Origin of the sequence: Sphingopyxis indica (genome assembly GCF_900188185.1) — a bacterium.
GTDB lineage: Bacteria > Pseudomonadota > Alphaproteobacteria > Sphingomonadales > Sphingomonadaceae > Sphingopyxis > Sphingopyxis indica.
On the sequence record NZ_FZPA01000020.1, the window covers coordinates 38228 to 56835 of the forward strand.

The following is an 18608-nucleotide window of genomic DNA, read 5'->3' on the forward strand; positions in this document are numbered from 1 at the left end:
CGGCCCCTCCGTCAGCCCTGCGGGCTGCCACCTCCCCATCGCTGCGCGACGGGGAGGACCGATTGTCGCGCGAGCGATGCGGTTCGCCGTATCGCCCGCAGCGTTCAGCGCAGCGAAAGCGTCGGTCGGCTAAAAGACGCGCGCCAAAACTCCGCGTCCGCGCCCGAAAGGAATGACGCCATGTGCCGCCTGCCCCTGATCGCCCTTCCCCTGCTCGCGCTCGCTGCGCCGCTGCCCGCGTCGGCGGGCGAGGGCTCGCTCGGCGACGCCGCCGCCACGCTCAGCGATCCGGCGGCGCAGGACCGGATGGCCGACACCGTCGCCGCGCTCGTCGGGGCATTGATGCAGATGCCCGTCGGCCCGCTCGCAGAAGCGGTCGCACGCATCGACCCCGAATCCGACGCTGCCTATATCCCGCCCGACGCCACGCTCGGCGAGATCGCGGGGAGCGACCCCGACTATGGCGAGCGGCTGGGCGACGATGTGCGCGCCGGCACCCGCATGGCGGGCAGCATGGCCGCCGCGCTCGCGGCCTATGCGCCGGTCCTCAAGGATATGGCGCGCGACATGGCGGCGCAGTGGGAACGCGAGCGCGCCTCCGCGCGGCGATAACCGTCCCCACTATAGCCGTTGCACCCCGCGCCCCGCTGCCGCTAATGGGTGAGCATGTGGCAGCTTTATCAATTCCCGCTATGTCCCTTTTCGCGCAAGATCCGGCTTTTGCTGGGCGAAAAGGGCGTCGGCTATGAATTGCTGCGCGAGTCGCCGTGGGAGCGGCGCGACGAGTTCATCGACCTCAATCCCGCCGGTCGCACCCCGGTCATGGTCGATCAGGATCGCGGCCAGGTGCTGATCGACAGCACCGCCATCGCCGAATATTTCGAGGAAACCGTCGAAGGCAAGGCGATGATCAACGGCACCGCGGCGAACCGCGCCGAGATCCGCCGCCTCGTCGCCTGGTTCGATCAGGATTTCTATTTCGAAGTGACCGGGCCGCTGCTGTTCGAGCGGATGCAGAAGCGCATCGTCCACCGCCAGCCCCCCGACGGCGGCGCGCTGCGCGAGGCGATGAAGGCCGCGAACAACCATCTCGACTATATCGACTATCTGATCGACCACCGCACCTGGCTTGCCGGTGCGACGATGAGCCTCGCCGACCTGGCCGCCGCGGCGCATATCTCCGTCGCCGATTATCTGGGCGGCATCGACTGGACCGGGCACGAACAGACGAAGGGCTGGTATTCGGGCCTCAAGTCGCGCCCGAGCTTCCGCCCGCTGCTCGCCGAGCGGATGGAGATCGTGTCGCCGCCGAAATATTATGAGGATGTCGATTTTTGACGCGCCACGGAATGCGAAGCGTTCCGAAGCGTCAACCCCCGCAAAGGCGGGGGTCGCCTGCGGCCCGATGCCGCCATCTCGGAATAGCCCGACAGTGGCCCCCGCCTTCGCGGGGCGACGTCTTGTTAAATAGGGACAGTCCCTATTTTTTACGCCGCGCCGCGATCAGATAGTTGAGCGCCTCGCTGCCGCCGAGCTTGAAGCCGCGCGCCGGCGAGGGCGCGAGGCCGGTGCGGTCGACGACTTCGAGCCCGGCGTCATCGAGCAGGGTTTCGAGTTCGGCGGGTTTCAGGAACCGGTCCCAGTCGTGCGTGCCGCGCGGCACCGCGCCGATCCGCTCCGCCGCTTCGACGAGCAGCAGCTTCGACAGCGTGGTGCGGTTCGGCGTCGAAAGGATCATCAATCCCCCCGACGCAAGCCGCGTGGCGAGCTCACCGATGAAGGCCGCCGGATCGGCGACATGCTCGACCACCTCCATCGAGGTGACGAGGTCGAAGGTCGCGGGCGGCAGCGCCGACAGTTCCCCGGCATGATAGGCGATCGCCAACCCCTGCCCCGCCGCATGATCCTTTGCAGCGGCGATATTTTCGGGCGCCGCATCGACTCCCGTCACCGCGGCTCCCAGCCGCGCGAGCGGTTCGGCGAGCAGGCCCGCACCGCAGCCGACGTCGAGCGCGCGCTTGCCGGCGAGCGGATGGCGCTCGCGGGCATCGACGTGCCAATGCGCGTCGAGCTGCTCGCGAATATATCGGAGGCGCACCGGATTGAGCCGGTGGAGCATCGCCGACGAGCCGTGCGGGTCCCACCAGTCGGCGGCAAGCGCCCCGAAATGTGCGGCTTCGTGCGGATGGATCGTGGCTGTCGTCATGCGCTAGAATTGGCACCGCGCGCGCGCCGACGCAAGATAATTGCCCGACGGCGGCCACCGATCGGGCGAAACACCGCTTTGGATTGCCCCGCGCGAAGAAAATATATCGCCGCGCATCATTCGCCGCCTTGCCTTCGCCCGCCCCCTTCCCTAACAGCGCGAAGCTCGCGGAAAACTCCGAAAAAGTTGCCGCTGAAACCAGGGAAAGAAGGCAGGCGAGATGGCGCGGATCGTGATGAAATTCGGGGGCACGTCGATGGCGGGCACCGAGCGGATTCGCACCGTCGCAAAGCTCGTCGCGCGCGAAGTCGCGCAGGGTAACGAGGTCGCCGTCGTCGTGTCGGCGATGGCGGGCGAAACCGACCGGCTGGTGAATTTCTGCCGCGAGGCGAACCCACGCTACGACCCGGCCGAATATGACGTGGTGGTCGCGAGCGGCGAACAGGTGACGTCGGGCCTGCTCGCCCTGACCTTGCAGGCGATGGGCGTTCCGGCGCGCAGCTGGCTGGGCTGGCAGATGCCGATCCGCACCGAGGAAGCCCACGCCCGCGCGCGCATCGCCGATATCGAAACCGGCGCGCTGCTCGCGGCGATGGGGCGCGGCGAGGTTGCGGTGATCCCGGGCTTCCAGGGTATGATGGACGACGGCCGCGTCTCGACGCTCGGCCGCGGCGGGTCGGACACCAGCGCGGTCGCGGTTGCGGCGGCGGTCAAGGCCGACCGCTGCGACATCTACACCGACGTCGACGGCGTCTATACCACCGACCCGCGCATCGTCGCGCGGGCGCGCAAGCTCGACTATGTCACCTATGAGGAAATGCTCGAGCTCGCGAGCGTCGGCGCCAAGGTCCTCCAGACGCGCTCGGTCGGGCTCGCGATGAAAGAGGGCGTGCGCGTGCAGGTGCTTTCGAGCTTCGTCGAGGGCGACGAGGCGCCGAAGCAGGGCACGATGATCGTCAGCGACGAGGAAATAGAGGAAGTCCAGATGGAACGGCAGCTGATCACCGGCATCGCCCACGACAAGAATGAAGCGAAGGTCATCGTCACGCGCGTGCCCGACCGGCCGGGCGGCGTCGCCAACATCTTCGGTCCGCTCGCCGCGGCGGGGATCAACGTCGACATGATCATCCAGAACGTCGGGCGCGACAAGGGCGAGACCGACGTGACCTTCACCGTCCCCGCCGCCGATCTGCTGCGCTCGATCGACCTGCTCGAATCCGAAAAGGAAAAGATCGGTTTCAACCGCATCCTCAGCGACGACAAGGTCGCAAAGATCAGCGTCGTCGGCGTCGGCATGAAAAGCCACGCCGGGGTCGCGAGCACGATGTTCCGCGCGCTTGCCGACCGCGGCATCAACATCCAGGCGATCTCGACCAGCGAGATCAAGGTCAGCGTGCTGATCGACGAGGACGAAACCGAACTCGCGGTGCGCGTGCTGCATACCGCCTATGGGCTCGACGCGGAATAAGCCTCATTCCGCTTTTGCTGCCGAACGGCCGGAATCGGCCGATAGGCGGTCATAAGGGTCCTCCCCGGCACGGGGAGGGGGACCATGCGAAGCATGGTGGAGGGGCACCCTCGGTTTACGCTGCGTTCAAAGAGGGAAAGGCAAACCGCCTGTGCCTCTCCACCACCCTTCGGCCTCGCGGGAAGCAACGCGCCCCGCGCGTTCCGTTATCCCGCTCGCTCCCCCTCCCCCAAGGGGGAGGAACGTCCGCTCACCACCCGAAGCGGCCGACACACACCAGGCAAAAAGAAGACCCGCCCCCGGGCCCATGTCCCCGGAGGCGGGTCGCGACCCGTCGTCTGGCCGGGCGGGAGCGCCGCCGCTACGCGGCCGGCGCGCCCGCTCCGTCAAGCGAGGTCGAAACGGTCGGCGTTCATCACCTTGGTCCACGCCTTGACGAAGTCGCGCACGAACTTTTCCTCATTGCCGTTCTCGGCATAGACTTCGGCGACCGCGCGCAATTCGGAATTGGAGCCGAAGACCAGGTCGGCGCGGGTCGCGCGCCAGGTCTCGCTGCCGCCCGCACGGTCGGTGGCGACATATTCCTGATCGTCCGATCCCTCGACCGCCTTCCACACATTGGTCATGTCGAGCAGGTTGACGAAGAAGTCGTTGGTGAGTTGCCCCGACCGTTTGGTGAAATGGCCATGCCCGCGCTCGCCATGATTGGCGCCGAGCACGCGCAATCCGCCGATCAGCACCGTCATTTCGGGCACCGACAGGCCGAGCAGCGAGGCGCGATCGAGCATCATTTCCTCGACCTTCACCGCCAGCTTCTTCTTGCCCAGATAGTTGCGGAACGCATCGGCCTCGGGCTCCATCACCTCGAAGCTTTCGACGTCGGTCTGCTCCTGGGTCGCATCGCCGCGGCCGCCGGTGAAGGGCACCGCGACGTTGAAGCCCGCATCCAGAATCGCTTTCTCCAGACCCACGACGCCGCCGAGCACAATCGCATCGGCCATCGACAGGCTGCCGCGCAGCCCGTCGAGCGTATCGAGCACCTTGGCCAGCATCGCGGGTTCGTTGACTTCCCAATCCTTCTGCGGCGCGAGACGCACGCGCGCGCCGTTGGCGCCGCCACGGAAGTCGGACTTGCGGAAGGTGCTGGCCGACGCCCAGGCAGTCTTGATCAGCTGGCTGACCGTAAGACCGCTATTCGCGATCCTGTCCTTCACCGCCTTCACCTCGGCGTCCGACGGCATGGTGCCGGCGGGGATCGGGTCCTGCCAGATCAGGTCTTCGGCCGGAACTTCGGGACCGAGATAACGGACCTTCGGCCCCATGTCGCGGTGGGTCAGCTTGAACCAGGCGCGCGCGAAGGCGTCCTTGAACGCTTCATGGTCGTTGCGGAACCGCTCGCTGATCGCGCGATAGGCGGGATCGCGCTTAAGTGCCATGTCGGCGGTGGTCATCATCGTCGGAACCTTGATGCTCGGGTCCCACGCCGCGGGAGCCATATCCTCCTCTTTCTGGTCGATCGGCTGCCACTGGTAGGCACCGGCAGGCGACTTCACCAGTTCATAGTCATAGTCGAGCAGCAGGCGGAAATAATTCTCGGACCACTCGCGCGGCGTGTTGGTCCACGCGCCCTCGATGCCGCTGGTGACGGCATGTTCGCCGATGCCGCCGCTCTCGTGGCTGCTGACCCAGCCGAAGCCCAGCGCGGCGAGGTCGCCGCCCGCGGGCGCCGGACCGAGCAGCGCGGCATCGCCATTGCCGTGCGCCTTGCCGAAAGTGTGGCCGCCGGCGGTGAGCGCGACGGTTTCCTCATCGTTCATCGCCATGCGCTTGAAGGTTTCCTTCATGTCGCGCGCCATGCCCGCGTCATCGTGGGGGTTGCCCTGCGGCCCTTCGGGATTGACGTAGATGAGGCCCATCTGGATCGCGGCGAGCGGCCCTTCGATCGTCTCCATTCCCTTGGCGGGGTCGATGCGCGTCTGGACGCCCTCGTTGACCCACTTGTCCTCGCTGCCCCAATAAATGTCGCGCTCGGGCTCGTAAACGTCGACGCGGCCGCCGCCGAAGCCGAAGATCGGTCCGCCCATGCTCTCGATCGCGACATTGCCGGCGAGGATCAACAGGTCGGCCCAGCTGATCCTGTTGCCATATTTCTGCTTGATCGGCCAAAGCAGGCGGCGCGCCTTGTCGAGATTGCCATTGTCGGGCCAGCTGTCGAGCGGCGCGAAACGCTGCTGCCCGCTGTTGGCGCCGCCGCGGCCGTCGGCGGTGCGATAGGTGCCCGCGGCGTGCCACGCCATGCGGATGAAGAAGGGACCATAATGCCCATAGTCGGCCGGCCACCAGGGCTGGCTGTCGGTCATCAGCGCCTTGAGGTCGTCCTTCAGCGCCTGATAGTCGAGCGACTTGAACGCCTTGGCATAATCGAAATCCTCGCCCATCGGATTCGACGATCCATTGGGGGTCAGGATTTCGGTCGCCAGCATGTCGGGCCACCAATCCTTGTTGGTGCGGCCGAGCAGCGCGCGGACGCCGCCGGGCTGGTGGATCGGACATCCCTTTTCGGGGTCGATGGGGGTCGGGTCGTTCATGCTGTCTCTCCTCTCTTGATCCGGCTGATTTGCGTGGCGCGCAGGGATGACGGGTGCATGACGAGCGCGCGAATGCCGGCGTCTCTGGCTGGAACCGTCATGGAAAAGCGTGAGTCGATGGCGCGCATCCTTTCGCTTTGGCCCGGGCAGGATAGGCGCGCGGGTGCGTTTCGCCAAAACCGAATAAGATGGATTGAGTGATTGACCGGGCCGATTAGTCGGGCAGCGGCGGCAACGGCCGGCGCGCACGCGCAACGCCTTGCCGCATTGCCGGAAACATCGCCCTGCTCTCGCGGGTTTCCCAGGCGTCGCGATCGTGATGGCATGGCCGCGGCACTTTGCAGGAGACGGAAAAATGGCCAATCAGAATCAGCAAGGCCAGAACCCCCGGAAGACGGACCGCAATCCGGACCGCCAGCAGCAACAGCAGGGCGGCCAGAACCGCCAGCAGGGCGAACAGCCCCGCCGCGATCAGCCCGACCGCGACCGCGACCAGCAGCGCTGACAGGGCTGCATCGAAAAAGGGGCCGCCCCGCGCCGGGACGGCCCCTTTTTCGTGCGCGCGATCCGAAGCGCGCCTTGATCGAACCCGCCGACCGTGTTGCCGCAATGAAACGGGCGGCAAAAAAATTGACCGCGCCCCTCTCGCTTTGCCGAGACCCGATTGCGCCCGCCGCCCGGTGCTGGCAAAGGCGCATCAATGAGCAAATTACATGATCTGATGGCGCGCGGGACCGAGTTGCTCGGCAGCGACCACGCCATCCTGTGCGGGGCGATGAGCTGGGTCTCGGAACGCCATCTCGTGAGCGCGATCAGCAACGCCGGCGGCTTTGGCGTGATCGCGTGCGGGGCGATGACGCCCGAGCTTCTGGACACCGAGATCGCCGCGACGAAGGCGCTCGCGACGCGCAATTTCGGCGTCAACCTGATCACCATGCACCCGCAGCTGTTCGAGCTGATCGACGTGTGCGCGAAGCATGGCGTCGGCCATGTCGTGCTCGCGGGCGGCCTGCCGCCGAAGGGCAGCCTCGAGGCGATCAAGGCGTCGGGCGCGAAGGTCATCTGCTTCGCCCCGACGCTCGCGCTTGCGAAGAAGCTGATGCGTTCGGGCGTCGATGCGCTGGTGATCGAGGGGATGGAAGCGGGCGGCCACATCGGCCCCGTCTCGACGAGCGTGCTCGCGCAGGAAATCCTCCCCGCGCTCGCAGCCGAACTGCCGATCTTCGTCGCCGGCGGCATCGGCCGCGGCGAGGCGATCGCCGGCTATCTGGAGATGGGCGCGTCGGGCGTCCAGCTCGGCACGCGCTTCGTCTGCGCGAAGGAGAGCATCGCGCATCCCAATTTCAAAAAGGCGTTCATCCGCGCCTCGGCGCGCGACGCGATCGCCAGCGTCCAGATCGACCCGCGCCTGCCGGTGATCCCGGTGCGCGCGCTCAAGAACGCCGGCACCGAAGCCTTTACGATGAAGCAACGCGAGGTCGCGAACAGCCTCGACGCGGGCGATGTCGACATGGCCGAGGCGCAGCTCCAGATCGAACATTATTGGGCGGGCGCGCTGCGCCGCGCGGTGATCGACGGCGACGTCGAAAATGGTTCGTTAATGGCCGGGCAATCGGTCGGTATGGTAACAGGCGAAGAGACGGTCGCGGAAATCGTCGCATCGCTGGTGCAACAGGCCGAAGCGGCCTTGAACAATCGGGGTTGAGGCCGCATGACATTTGCGGTCGGGGAGAGCATCATGAATTTGTCGCGCAAGATCGTCGCCATAGGGCTCTTGGCAAGCGTCGCTGCCTGCGCGCCCAAGCCGGTCGCACCGCCGCCGCCGCCGCCCGAACCGGTTGCGGTCGTCATCCCGCCGCGGCCGACGCCGCCCAATTATGCTTCGCTGACGCAGATCCTGCCGATGCGCGGGCTCGACGGGCGTTTCCAGACGCTGAACAGCAATGTCAGCGGCGACCGTGCCTTCTGGCAGCTCAAGATCGCGCTGAACGTTGCGGCGATCGGTTGCCGCGGGACCGAAGAGCCGACGCTCGTCGCTGCCTATAACAATATCATCAAGAACCACGCCAAGCCGATCCGGTCGACCGAAAAGACGGTGATCGCCCAGCTCGGCAAGGAAAATGGCACGAACGGCATCGCCGCGCGCGACAAATTGTCGACCCAGCTGTTCAACTATTTCGCGCAGCCCCCCGCGCAGCGCGACTTCTGCGCGCGCGCCAACGAGGTCGCGCAGATCGTGTCGTCGACGCCGACCGCGCAAGTGATCGAACAGGCGCCCGCCAATCTCGCCAGGCTCGATCAGCCCTTCCTCGATTTCTACGAGGCCTATGCCAAATATCAGGCCGACGTCGCGGCATGGGACGCCCAATATGCGGCGAGCCCCGCGATCTACGCCCCTTCGACGGCAGTGCCCGCCGCTCCGGCGGGTCCGGCCGATACGGCCACCACCGCAGGCGTGAATCCGCCGGCGACCGGAAGCTGATCCGGCAAGCCCTTTCCCTCCCGGCCGCCCGCGCGACGGGAGAAGAGGCAAAGGACGCGCGGGAGCAATAGCGCTCGTCCCCGGCTTCTGTTAGCAGGGTGGCGATGACCAACGCGCCTCCTCCGCCGACCACCGCCGCGCAGTCGGCCCGCACCATCCTCACCCGGCTGCACGAGGTGATGGCGTCGCGCACCAACGCGCAGGGCAAGCTCAACCAGGTCGTCGGAATCATCGGCGAATGCCTGCACAGCGAGGTCTGCTCGATCTATCTGCTGCGCGACGGCGCGCTCGAACTCTATGCGACGCGCGGGCTGAAACAGGAAGCCGTTCACGTCACCCGTCTCGCGCTCGGCGAGGGCCTCGTCGGCACGATCGCGCAGCAGATCGAGACGCTGAACCTCGATGAAGCCGCGGCGCACCCCGACTTCTCCTATCGCCCCGAAACGGGCGAGGAGCTGTTCCACAGCTTCGCCGGCGTCCCGATCATCCGCCGCGAACAGGCGGTGGGGGTGCTCTGCGTCCAGCATTCGGACCCGCGCCGCTATGAGGAAATCGAGATCGAGACGCTGCAAACGGTGGCGATGGTCCTGTCGGAGCTCATCGCCAACGCCGACCTGATCGACACCGCGGCGCGCGCGCACGCCGCTGAGGCCGATCAGACCTCGCAGCGGCTGACCGGGCAAAAGCTCGTCGATGGCATGGGCGAGGGCGTCGCGGTCTTTCACCAGCCGCGCGTCACCATCGAACATACGATGGCCGAGGACATCGAGGCCGAGCGCCACCGCGTCTATGCCGCGTTCGACAAGATGCGCGAGCAGATCGACCGCATGGCGAGCCAGGCCGAATTCGGCATCGGCGGCGAGCATGAAGAGGTGCTCGAAACCTACAAGATGTTCGCCTATGACGAAGGCTGGTCGCGGCGGATCAACGAGGCGATCGACAGCGGGCTGACCGCCGAGGCGGCGATCGAGCGCGTCCAGCAGCGCACCCGGATGCGGATGCGCCAGATCGACGACCCGCTGCTGCGCGACCGGATGCACGATCTCGAGGATCTGTCGAACCGGCTGATCCGCATCGTGTCGGGGCAGATGGGCACCGCGGCGCAGCTTGGCCTGCGCCACGATTCGATCCTGATCGCGCGCAACCTCGGCCCCGCCGAACTGCTCGAATATGACCGCCGCCGCCTGAAGGGCGTGGTGCTCGAGGAAGGGTCGCTGACCGCGCACGTCATCATCGTCGCGCGCGCGATGGGCGTGCCCGTGCTCGGCCGCGTCCGCGACGTGCGCACTTCGATCCGCGAAGGCGATCTGCTGCTCCTCGACGCGAGCGCGGGCGCGCTCCACGTCCGGCCGACCCCGGCGGTGCAGGAGGCGTTCGACGCCAAGCTCGAACTCTCGCAAAAACGGCGCGCCAACCTCGCCGTGCTGCGCGACCTGCCCGCGGTGACGAAGGACGGCGTGCCGATCGAGCTGATGATCAATGCGGGCCTTCGCGAAGACGTCGCGGCGCTCGACCTGACCGGCGCGCGCGGCATCGGCCTCTTCCGCACCGAATTCCAGTTCCTCGTCTCGGCGACGCTGCCGCAGCGCGAGCGCCAGCAGCGGCTCTATCGCGACGTGCTCGACGCGGCGGGCGACCGGCCGGTGATCTTTCGCACGGTCGACATCGGCGGCGACAAGGCGCTGCCCTATATGACCGTCGACGACGAGGCGCTCGAGGAAAATCCCGCGATGGGCTGGCGCGCGCTGCGCCTTGCGCTCGAACGCGAGGGCCTGCTGAAAGTGCAGGCGCGCGCGCTGATCGAGGCTGCGGCGGGGCGCACGCTCAACGTCATGTTCCCGATGGTTTCCGAGCCGTGGGAATATGAAGCGGCGCGCCAGCTGTTCGTCGGCCAGCGGGCGTGGCTCGCGAGCCGCGGCAAGAAATTGCCCGCGGCGATCCGCTATGGCGCGATGCTCGAGGTGCCGGGACTGGTCGAGACGCTCGACCTGATGCTGCCGCACCTCGATTTCCTGTCGATCGGCACCAACGACCTCACGCAATTCCTCTTCGCCGCCGACCGCGCGCATCCGCGGCTCGCCGAGCGCTACGACTGGCTGTCGCCGATCGTGATGCGCTACATCGCGCGCGTCGTGAAGCTGGTGTCGGGCACCAAGGTCGCGCTCGGCGTGTGCGGCGAAATGGGCGGGCGTCCGCTCGAAGCCATGGCGCTGCTCGGCGTCGGGATCGAACGGCTGTCGATCACCCCGGCCGGCGTCGCCCCCGTAAAAGCGATGATCCGCTCGCTCGACCTCGCCGCGCTGCGCACCGACATGCCCGCCATCCTCGCCCGCCCGTCGTCCGACCCGCGCGGCCAATATCGGGCGTGGGCGAAAGCGAACGGGGTTGATTTGGGGGATTGAGGTCGAGGCAGCATTGAGAACCGAATTTGCCGTTGCCGTCAAATTGATCTGGCCGAGCGGCATAAGTTCATGATATGTTCCAAAGGCCACTGAAAGGATATCCATCATGTCCGACGTTTCCCCTCGCGCCTCCGGCCAGTGCCATTGCGGCGCCATTCGCTATTCGATGCCGACCGCGGTCGAACATCACGCCCTTTGTCATTGCAGCGACTGCCGCCGCCACGCCGGCGCGCCGATGGTCGGCTGGGGCCTCGTGAGCCGCGACGCGCTCGAGGTGAGCGGCACGCCCAAAATCTATGCCTCGTCGGAGCATGGCCGGCGCCACTTCTGCGGCGACTGCGGCACTGGGCTCTTTTACACCAACGAGGCGATTTTCCCCGGCCAGATCGACGTCCAGACCGCGACGCTCGACGATCCCGACCTGATCCCGGCGCAGGTACAGATCCAGACGGCCGAGCGCATCGGCTGGATGGAAAAGCTCGACCAGATGCCGAGCTTCGAGCGCTATCCGGGCTAGCCTTGTCGACTAGGGTCGCGGGCCGAACGCGGCGCGCTGCGCCTTTTTCGCGCGGTCCCACCAGCCGCGGCGGATGACGTCGGCGACCCGCTCGGGATCGTCGGAACCATAGCGGACGAGCAGCGCGTGCCAGCCTTCATAATGCGGCGTCTGCCAGAAAGTGCCGGGGTCGGTTTCGATGAGCAACAGCTTTTCGTCGGGTCTGCACATCACCGCGAAACTGCCCGCCTCGCGCCCCGGCGACGCCAGCGCCTTGCCGTTGAGCTTTGGGCAGGGCGTGCCATAGAAGGGCAGCATTTCGACATCGGGGAGCGCGCAGGCGAAAGCGACGACATCGTCCCAGCTGTCGAAGCGCGGCGTCATTCCCCTTCCCCGCGCTCTTTCCGCCGCGCGTCCCACCAGGCGAGGCGTTCGGCGATGCGCGCTTCGAAGCCGCGGTCGACGGGGCGATAGAAGGTCGCGGGCATCATGTCGTCGGGCCAGTAATTGTCGCCCGAAAAGCCCTCGGGCGCATCATGGTCATAGCTGTAGCCCGCGCCATAACCCAGATCCTTCATCAGCTTCGTCGGCGCATTGAGAATGTTCGCGGGCGGCGCGAGGCTGCCCGTTTCGCGCGCCGCCGCCCACGCCGCCTTCTGCGCGGCATAGGCGGCGTTCGACTTGGGCGCGGTCGCGAGGTAGAGGCACGCCTGCACGATCGCGAGTTCGCCCTCGGGCGAGCCGAGGAACTGATAGGCGTCCTTCGCCGCGAGACATTGCACGAGCGCCTGCGGGTCGGCGAGGCCGATGTCCTCGCTCGCGAAGCGGGTCAGGCGGCGGAGCACATAGAGCGGCTCCTCGCCCGCGACGAGCATCCGCGCGAGCCAATAGAGCGCGGCCTGCGGGTCCGACCCGCGCAGCGATTTGTGCAGCGCCGAGATCAGATTATAGTGCCCGTCGCGATCCTTGTCATAGACGGGCATCCGGCGATGGAGGAAGGCCGCGAGTCCGGCCGCATCGAGCGGCGCGTCGATCGCCGCGGCGAACAGCGTTTCGACCTGGTTGAGCAAGAAGCGCCCGTCGCCGTCGGCGCTCGCGATCAGCGCGGTGCGCGCTTCGCCGGTGACCGGCAGCGCGCGCCCGACCTCGGCCTCGGCACGCGCGAGCAGCGTTACGAGCGCCGCCTCGTCGAGCCGGTGCAGCACCAGCACCTGCGCGCGGCTGAGCAGCGCCGCGTTGAGCGCGAAGCTGGGGTTTTCGGTGGTCGCGCCGACGAGCACCACCGTGCCGCGTTCGACGAAGGGCAGGAAGCCGTCCTGCTGGGCGCGATTGAAGCGGTGGATCTCGTCGACGAAGAGCAGGGTGCGCTTGCCCGCCGCGGCCATCTTTTCGGCGTCGGCAAAGGCTTTCTTGAGGTCGGCGACCCCCGAAAACACCGCCGACAAAGGCGCGAAGCGCATTCCCACCGCCTCGGCGAGCAGCCGCGCGATCGTCGTCTTGCCGGTGCCCGGCGGCCCCCAGAGGATGATCGACGCGAGTTGCCCCGCCGCGACCATACGGCCGATCGCGCCTTCGGGGCCGGTCAGATGCTCCTGCCCGACGACGTCGGCAAGGCTCTTCGGCCGCAGCCGCTCGGCGAGCGGCACCGCGCCGGCGGGAGCGCCTTCGGGCTGCGCGGGCGCGTCGTCGCCGAACAGGTCCGCCGCCATTGCGTCAGCCCACGCGCTGTTTCTGGCGAATGAGGCGCAGATAGGTGTCGGCGACCGACTGGTTGATCGTGTCCCATTGATAAGCGCCGCTTTCCTGCTCCGCCGCCGCGCCGTGCGCCGCGCGCAGCTCGGCATCGCGGCAATAATGTTCGAGGTCGTCGGCAAAGAGGCTGATCGCGCCGGGTGCGACGAGATAGCCGGTCTGGCCGTGCTTGACGATGCTCGCGCTGCCCGTCGCGCGCGCCGCGACGACCGGCAGGCCGCACGCCATCGCCTCGAGCGTGACATTGCCGAAGGTTTCGGTGACCGACGGGTTGAAGAACATGTCGCACGAGGCGAGCGCGCGCGCCAGATTCGCACCGCCCTGGAATCCGACGAAATGCGCGCGCGGCAGGCGCGATTCGAACCAGTCGCCCGCCGGCCCCTCGCCGATCACCACGACCTCGTGCGGGACGCCGCGGCGGCGCAGCACGTCGATCGTGTCGGCGAAGACGTCGAGCCCCTTTTCCATCACCAGCCGGCCGAGGAAGGCGATCACCGGCACATCGTCGGCGATGCCGAGATCGCGGCGCCAGCCCATGTCGCGGCGCCCCGAATGAAAAATGTCGCGCTCGACGCCGCGCGTCCAGATGCCGATGTCATAGTTCATCCGCTGCTCGCGCAGCACCTGCGCAAAGCTCTCCGACGGCGCGATCAGCGCGTCGCAGCGGCGGTAGAGGCGGCGGAGCCAGGCGACGCACACCGGCTCGAGGAAGGACAGGTTGTAATAGCGAAAATAGGTTTCGAAGCGCGTGTGGACCGAACAGGCGACGGGAATATGGCGCCGCCGCGCCCAGGCCGCGGCCTGCCGCGAGACGCGGTCGGGGCTGGAAATGTGAAGGACGTTCGGCGCAAAGCGCGCAATGTCCTGACGGACGCGCGACGAGAAGGACAGGGGGATGCGATATTCGCTGCGTCCCGGAATCGCCATCGACGGCACGCTGACCAGATCGCCGGTGGGCTCGAAATCGGGATTCTCCACGGTCGGCGAATAGACGCGCACCGCCGCCCCCTGGCTGAGCAGATAGCCGACGAGCCGGTTGAGCGCCTTGTTCGCGCCGTCGACCGTCATATTGTAGTTGCCGCTGAACAGCGCGATGCGCAGATCGGAAATGTCCATTTCCCGCCCGCTAGTCGCATCGCGCGGCAAAGGCAATCGGGGGGCGCCCGCCGTCAGAAATCCTCGCCGCGCGTCGACGGCGCCTCGAGGTCGGCCTCGACCGGCGGGTGCAGCCGCAGCCGGTGGACGCGCTTCTCGTCGGCCTCGGTCACCTCGATCCGCCAGCCGCTCGGGTGGAGCAATATCTCGCCGACCTCTGGCACATGGTTCGCCAGCACCGCGGCGAGCCCGCCCAAAGTGTCGACATCTTCCTCGACCTCGGCGAGCCGCGGGTCGATCGTCTCGCCGATGTCGTCGAGTTCGGCGCGCGCATCGGCATCCCAGCAGCCGTCCTCGCCCTGCGAAAACAGCAGCACCGGCTCGTCGTCATGCTCGTCCTCGATCTCGCCGACGATCTCCTCGACCAGATCCTCGATCGTCACCAGCCCCTCGGTGCCCGAATATTCGTCGATGACGATCGCCAGGTGGGTGCGCTGCGCGCGCATGTCGGCGAGCAGGTCGAGCACCCCCATCGACTGCGGCACGTAGAGCGGCTGGCGAATGAGGTCGATGAGCGGCGGCGGGTCGCGCCCTTCGGCGAGCACCGCGAACACATCCTTGACGTGGATCATCCCGACGACCTCGTCGAGATTTTCGCGATAGACCGGCAAACGGCTGTGCCCCGCCTCGGCGAAGAGTGCGACGACCTCCTCGAAGCGCGCGCTTTCGTCGATCGCGACGATGTCGGCGCGCGGCACCGCGACGTCGTCGACCGTCTGTTCGCCGAAGTGGAGCAGGTTGCGCAGCATCTTGCGCTCGATCGGCGACAGGTCGCCGACGATGCTGCTGCCGCGGCGTTCGGGGCCGTCCTCCTCGGCCTCGTCGATCGCGTCCTCGATCTGCTCGCGCAGGCTCGGCTCGCCATTGCCGCCGAACAATAATGTCTTGAGGCCGGCCAGCAGGCCGGATCTACTGTCCTCTTCCGATCGGTTCGAAGACCCCTGGTCGTCGGGCATGATGGCGCGTTTGTCCTTGTTCAATCCTGATCGTCATATGGATTGGCGATGCCCAGCGATGCAAGGGCTTTCGCTTCGAGCGCCTCCATCGCGCTCGCCGCGACATCGTCCATATGGTCATAGCCGACGAGGTGCAGCGCGCCGTGGACGATCAGGTGCGTCGCATGGTCTTCGACGCTGATCCCCTTCTCCCCGGCCTCGCGCGCGCAGGTCTCGCGCGCCAGCACGATGTCGCCGAGCAATATTTCGCCGTCGTCGCTGTTGTCGAGGCTTTCGAGCAGGTCGGGCTGCACCTGCGGAAAGGACAGCACATTGGTCGGCTTGTCACGCCCGCGAAAATCGCGGTTGAGCGTCTGCACCTCGGCATCGTCGGTCAGCCGCACCGCCACCTCGACGAGCGGCGCCGCGTCGACGAGTTCGGCGAAGGGGGTGAGCCCCAGCGCCGCCGCGACCGCTTCGGACGCGCGCGCGTCCCAGTCGAGCCGGCTCGGCCACGGCGCGGCCTGATGCGTTTCGACGGTCAGCATGGGTGCGGGCTCTGAACGAAAATGGCCGAAATCTGCGCAACTTCACTGTGGAATCGCATGGTCGGCACCGGATGAGGAAAGGCGGGTGTCATATATCGGACGCTACCGCGCCGGGCCGATGCAGGACAGCGGAAATTGCAGACACTCGCGTTCGGTTGCAGCCGCGCTCCCGGTCGACAGGCCAACATGTGTGCTCCCGCGAAGGCGGGAGCCCATCTCCGAAGGGTTCAAAATAGCACCGTCCGGGAGATGGGTCCCCGCCTTCGCGGGGACACACAGAATTTCACAGGCGCTGCATTCCAGAGACGTTAGTCCTACGGCGGCGGCGCCTGCCCGGATTCAGGCGCCGGCCCCGCTTCGGGCGGAGGCACCGCTGGCCGGTCGCCGAGCGGCAGGCGGAGGTCGATCGGCGTGCCGTTGATCTCGGTCCGCACCACCGCCTGCCCGTCCTGCACCCCCACCGTCGTCTTCTCGCCGACCGGAATGGCGCCGATGTCAGGGACGTCGAGCGGCTGCACGGGGCCTTCGGGGTCGACCGCGCGCTCGGGCCGCTTCGGCGCGCTCTTCTGCCCCAGCGCCTGCGTCATGAAATCGCGCCAGACGCGCGCGGGCAGCCCGCCGCCCGAAATGCCCTTCAGCGGCCTATTGTCGTCGTTGCCGATCCACACCCCGACGACGAGCCCGCCGGCATAGCCGACGAACAGCGCGTCGCGATTGTCCTGGCTCGTCCCGGTCTTGCCGTAATTGGGGACGCCCAGCATCGCGGCGCGCCCGGTGCCGCTGTTCACCGCGGCGCGCAGCATCCGTTCCATGTCGCCATGAACGCGCGAGGAAAAGCTGTCGGGCCCCGAAAAGATGCGCGCGAACCAGCCCGGCTCCTCGGCCGCGAAGGCGCGCGGCTCGACCGGATAGCTGTCCGCGGCGACCGCCGCATAGGCCGAGGTGAGTTCGAGCAGCGACATGCTCGACGTGCCGAGCGCGAGGCTCGAATCGCCGCGCGCGAGCGGCGCGGTGACGCCGAGTGCGCGCGCCATCGCGATCACCCGGTCGTCACCGACCTGTTGGAACAGCCGCACCGCGGCGACGTTGCTCGACGTCGCAAAGGCGCGTTCGAGCGTGATCGCCGGCGAATAATGGCCCCCCGAATTTTTGGGCCGGTAGCTGCCCGCCTCGATCGGCCGGTTGTCGATCATGTCGTCCGGTTTCCATCCGGCGCGCAGCGCGGCGAGATAGACGAACAGCTTGAAGGTCGATCCGGGCTGGCGCCGCGCCTGCGTCGCGCGGTTGAAGGGGCTGTCCGCATAATCCTTGCCGCCGATCATCGCGACGACCTCGCCGTTCGGGCGCATCGCGACGAGCGCGATCTGCGCCTTGCCGAGCGGCGCGCGCGCCACCGCGCGGCGCGCAGCGGCCTGGAGCCGCGAATCGAGCGTCGTGCGGATCGTCTGGCGCGCATAGCCGACGTCGCTCAGCTTGCGTGCTTCGGGCAGCGCCCAGTCGGCGAAATAGGTGCCGGTCGGCAGGTCGGCGCGCGAGCGCGGGTCGATCCGCGGCGCGCGCAGCGTCTTCGCCTGCCCCGGCGTGATATAGCCCTCTTCGGCCATCGCATCGAGGACGAGGTGCATCCGCTTTGCGGCGAGGTCGGGATTGCGCGTCGGCGCGAGGCGCGAGGGCGCCTTGACCAGCCCCGCGAGCATCGCCGCCTGCGCCGGGGTCAGCTTTTCGGGCTGGCGGTTGAAATAATGGAGCGAGGCGGCGCGCAGGCCATAGGCGTTGTCGCCGAAATAGGCGTTCGACAGATAGCGTTCGAGGATCTCGTCCTTGCTCAGCCACGCCTCGAGCCAGAAGGCGATCAGCGCCTCGCGCGCCTTGCGCCCCAGCGTGCGCTTGGGCGAGAGGAAGGTGAATTTGGCGAGCTGCTGGGTGATCGTGCTGCCGCCTTCGGTGCGGCCCGAGGTGATGTTCGTCCACAGCGCGCGGCCGATGCTGCGCGGGTCGATGCCCCAATGGCTGTAAAAGCGGCGATCCTCGATCGCGAGGAAGGCGCCGCTGACATGCTTCGGCAATTTCGCGACCTCGACCGGTTTCTCGACGATCGCCCCCGTGCGCGCGATCGGCGTGCCGTCGGACGCGAGCAGGGTGATCTCGGGCGGCGCGATCGGCTCGAGCGATTTCGACAGCGGCGCGGTGATCGCGAGCCATGCGACGAGCAGCACGAACAGCAGCGCCAGCCCCGCAAAACCGCGCCCGGCCCATCGCAACCGCCGCCGCCACCGCGACTCGGGGCCCGACGCCCCCTCGCCCGGCGGGACGAGGGGCACTTCCTCGGCCGGCGGCGGCGGCGAGGTGAAAAGCGGATGGTCGAACGCGGTCATGCCGGCGGCCGTATTACACTTGCAATACAGGCGAAGCAAATGCGTTCGGTGGCGGTTGTATTGTGGTGGCAATGGGGTGGGACGCGGACGTTCGCCTGCTCTCTTTCGTCACCCCGGACTTGATCCGGGTGTGGATTCACATTTGAAGTGCAACGGTATGAAGACTTCGGCTGGGGTTTGGAAGCCGAGGCATTTTCTGGG

The 18608-nt window shown here is 67.3% G+C and carries 16 protein-coding genes; 8 read left to right on the forward strand and 8 right to left on the reverse strand.

Annotation, left to right across the window (positions count from 1 at the left end; translation table 11 throughout):
• Positions 1–180 precede the first annotated feature (180 nt).
• Together CHB69_RS18320 and CHB69_RS18325 are read left to right on the forward strand one after the other, a co-directional pair.
• Positions 181–612 carry a hypothetical protein gene (locus CHB69_RS18320; RefSeq protein ID WP_089217366.1) on the forward strand — a complete coding sequence of 144 codons (432 nt, stop codon included), beginning with the start codon at positions 181–183 and terminating at the stop codon, positions 610–612.
• Positions 613–666: 54 nt separating this feature from the next.
• Positions 667–1338, forward strand: a complete 672-nt coding sequence (locus tag CHB69_RS18325) for a glutathione S-transferase family protein (RefSeq protein WP_089217367.1) — start codon at positions 667–669, stop codon at positions 1336–1338.
• Between the two features lie 142 nt (positions 1339–1480).
• Here the strand turns inward: CHB69_RS18325 and ubiG are convergent, their stop codons facing one another.
• Positions 1481–2206, reverse strand: coding sequence for a bifunctional 2-polyprenyl-6-hydroxyphenol methylase/3-demethylubiquinol 3-O-methyltransferase UbiG (ubiG, locus tag CHB69_RS18330; protein WP_089217368.1), 726 nt, complete (start codon positions 2204–2206; stop codon positions 1481–1483).
• 220 nt (positions 2207–2426) lie between these two features.
• Here ubiG and CHB69_RS18335 point away from each other — a divergent pair, with 220 nt between their 5' ends.
• Entirely contained in the window at positions 2427–3674 is a 1248-nt protein-coding gene (locus tag CHB69_RS18335) for an aspartate kinase (RefSeq protein WP_089217369.1), read from the forward strand.
• A gap of 386 nt (positions 3675–4060) precedes the next feature.
• Here the strand turns inward: CHB69_RS18335 and katG are convergent, their stop codons facing one another.
• Positions 4061–6262, reverse strand: coding sequence for a catalase/peroxidase HPI (katG, locus tag CHB69_RS18340; protein ID WP_089217370.1), 2202 nt, complete (start codon positions 6260–6262; stop codon positions 4061–4063).
• A gap of 355 nt (positions 6263–6617) precedes the next feature.
• Between katG and CHB69_RS20420 the strand changes: the two genes are divergently transcribed.
• From CHB69_RS20420 to CHB69_RS18365, 5 genes are all read left to right on the forward strand, one after another.
• On the forward strand, positions 6618–6767 hold the full coding sequence (locus CHB69_RS20420; RefSeq protein WP_212541949.1) for a hypothetical protein: 150 nt from the start codon (positions 6618–6620) through the stop codon (positions 6765–6767).
• A 195-nt stretch (positions 6768–6962) separates the two neighbouring features.
• Complete coding sequence (locus tag CHB69_RS18350) at positions 6963–7967, forward strand: NAD(P)H-dependent flavin oxidoreductase (protein WP_089217372.1); 1005 nt, start codon at positions 6963–6965, stop codon at positions 7965–7967.
• 33 nt (positions 7968–8000) lie between these two features.
• Positions 8001–8744 (forward strand): hypothetical protein, encoded by a 744-nt coding sequence (locus tag CHB69_RS18355; protein ID WP_245836950.1) that lies wholly within the window; start codon positions 8001–8003, stop codon positions 8742–8744.
• 104 nt (positions 8745–8848) lie between these two features.
• Positions 8849–11146 carry a phosphoenolpyruvate--protein phosphotransferase gene (gene ptsP, locus CHB69_RS18360; protein WP_089217374.1) on the forward strand — a complete coding sequence of 766 codons (2298 nt, stop codon included), beginning with the start codon at positions 8849–8851 and terminating at the stop codon, positions 11144–11146.
• A 106-nt stretch (positions 11147–11252) separates the two neighbouring features.
• Entirely contained in the window at positions 11253–11663 is a 411-nt protein-coding gene (locus CHB69_RS18365; protein ID WP_089217375.1) for a GFA family protein, read from the forward strand.
• 9 nt (positions 11664–11672) lie between these two features.
• Here the strand turns inward: CHB69_RS18365 and CHB69_RS18370 are convergent, their stop codons facing one another.
• The 6 genes from CHB69_RS18370 to CHB69_RS18395 all read right to left on the reverse strand — a co-directional run bounded on the left by CHB69_RS18370 (position 11673) and on the right by CHB69_RS18395 (position 18407).
• On the reverse strand, positions 11673–12026 hold the full coding sequence (locus CHB69_RS18370) for a hypothetical protein (protein WP_089217376.1): 354 nt from the start codon (positions 12024–12026) through the stop codon (positions 11673–11675).
• Complete coding sequence (locus CHB69_RS18375) at positions 12023–13351, reverse strand: replication-associated recombination protein A (protein ID WP_089217377.1); 1329 nt, start codon at positions 13349–13351, stop codon at positions 12023–12025. The genes CHB69_RS18370 and CHB69_RS18375 overlap by 4 nt, the downstream gene beginning before the upstream one ends.
• Positions 13352–13355: 4 nt before the next feature.
• On the reverse strand, positions 13356–14510 hold the full coding sequence (locus CHB69_RS18380; RefSeq protein ID WP_089217378.1) for a glycosyltransferase family 4 protein: 1155 nt from the start codon (positions 14508–14510) through the stop codon (positions 13356–13358).
• A gap of 53 nt (positions 14511–14563) precedes the next feature.
• Positions 14564–15505, reverse strand: a complete 942-nt coding sequence (locus tag CHB69_RS18385; RefSeq protein ID WP_089217383.1) for a hemolysin family protein — start codon at positions 15503–15505, stop codon at positions 14564–14566.
• A gap of 20 nt (positions 15506–15525) precedes the next feature.
• Positions 15526–16032: an rRNA maturation RNase YbeY gene (gene ybeY, locus CHB69_RS18390; RefSeq protein WP_089217379.1), complete on the reverse strand. Its 507-nt coding sequence runs from the start codon at positions 16030–16032 to the stop codon at positions 15526–15528.
• Between the two features lie 314 nt (positions 16033–16346).
• Complete coding sequence (locus CHB69_RS18395) at positions 16347–18407, reverse strand: transglycosylase domain-containing protein (RefSeq protein WP_089217380.1); 2061 nt, start codon at positions 18405–18407, stop codon at positions 16347–16349.
• Positions 18408–18608 lie beyond the last annotated feature (201 nt).

Bases quoted from the DNA above. Each gene is read 5' to 3' on its own strand.
- CHB69_RS18365 (WP_089217375.1), top strand. From the start codon at position 11,253: ATGTCCGACGTTTCCCCTCGCGCCTCCGGCCAGTGCCATTGCGGCGCC.
- CHB69_RS18350 (WP_089217372.1), top strand. From the start codon at position 6,963: ATGAGCAAATTACATGATCTGATGGCGCGCGGGACCGAGTTGCTCGGC.
- CHB69_RS18395 (WP_089217380.1), bottom strand. From the start codon at position 18,407: ATGACCGCGTTCGACCATCCGCTTTTCACCTCGCCGCCGCCGCCGGCC.
- CHB69_RS20420 (WP_212541949.1), top strand. From the start codon at position 6,618: ATGGCCAATCAGAATCAGCAAGGCCAGAACCCCCGGAAGACGGACCGC.
- CHB69_RS18370 (WP_089217376.1), bottom strand. From the start codon at position 12,026: ATGACGCCGCGCTTCGACAGCTGGGACGATGTCGTCGCTTTCGCCTGC.
- ybeY (WP_089217379.1), bottom strand. From the start codon at position 16,032: ATGCTGACCGTCGAAACGCATCAGGCCGCGCCGTGGCCGAGCCGGCTC.
- katG (WP_089217370.1), bottom strand. From the start codon at position 6,262: ATGAACGACCCGACCCCCATCGACCCCGAAAAGGGATGTCCGATCCAC.
- CHB69_RS18320 (WP_089217366.1), top strand. From the start codon at position 181: ATGTGCCGCCTGCCCCTGATCGCCCTTCCCCTGCTCGCGCTCGCTGCG.
- CHB69_RS18385 (WP_089217383.1), bottom strand. From the start codon at position 15,505: ATGCCCGACGACCAGGGGTCTTCGAACCGATCGGAAGAGGACAGTAGA.
- CHB69_RS18380 (WP_089217378.1), bottom strand. From the start codon at position 14,510: ATGGACATTTCCGATCTGCGCATCGCGCTGTTCAGCGGCAACTACAAT.
- CHB69_RS18375 (WP_089217377.1), bottom strand. From the start codon at position 13,351: ATGGCGGCGGACCTGTTCGGCGACGACGCGCCCGCGCAGCCCGAAGGC.
- ubiG (WP_089217368.1), bottom strand. From the start codon at position 2,206: ATGACGACAGCCACGATCCATCCGCACGAAGCCGCACATTTCGGGGCG.
- ptsP (WP_089217374.1), top strand. From the start codon at position 8,849: ATGACCAACGCGCCTCCTCCGCCGACCACCGCCGCGCAGTCGGCCCGC.
- CHB69_RS18355 (WP_245836950.1), top strand. From the start codon at position 8,001: ATGAATTTGTCGCGCAAGATCGTCGCCATAGGGCTCTTGGCAAGCGTC.
- CHB69_RS18335 (WP_089217369.1), top strand. From the start codon at position 2,427: ATGGCGCGGATCGTGATGAAATTCGGGGGCACGTCGATGGCGGGCACC.
- CHB69_RS18325 (WP_089217367.1), top strand. From the start codon at position 667: ATGTGGCAGCTTTATCAATTCCCGCTATGTCCCTTTTCGCGCAAGATC.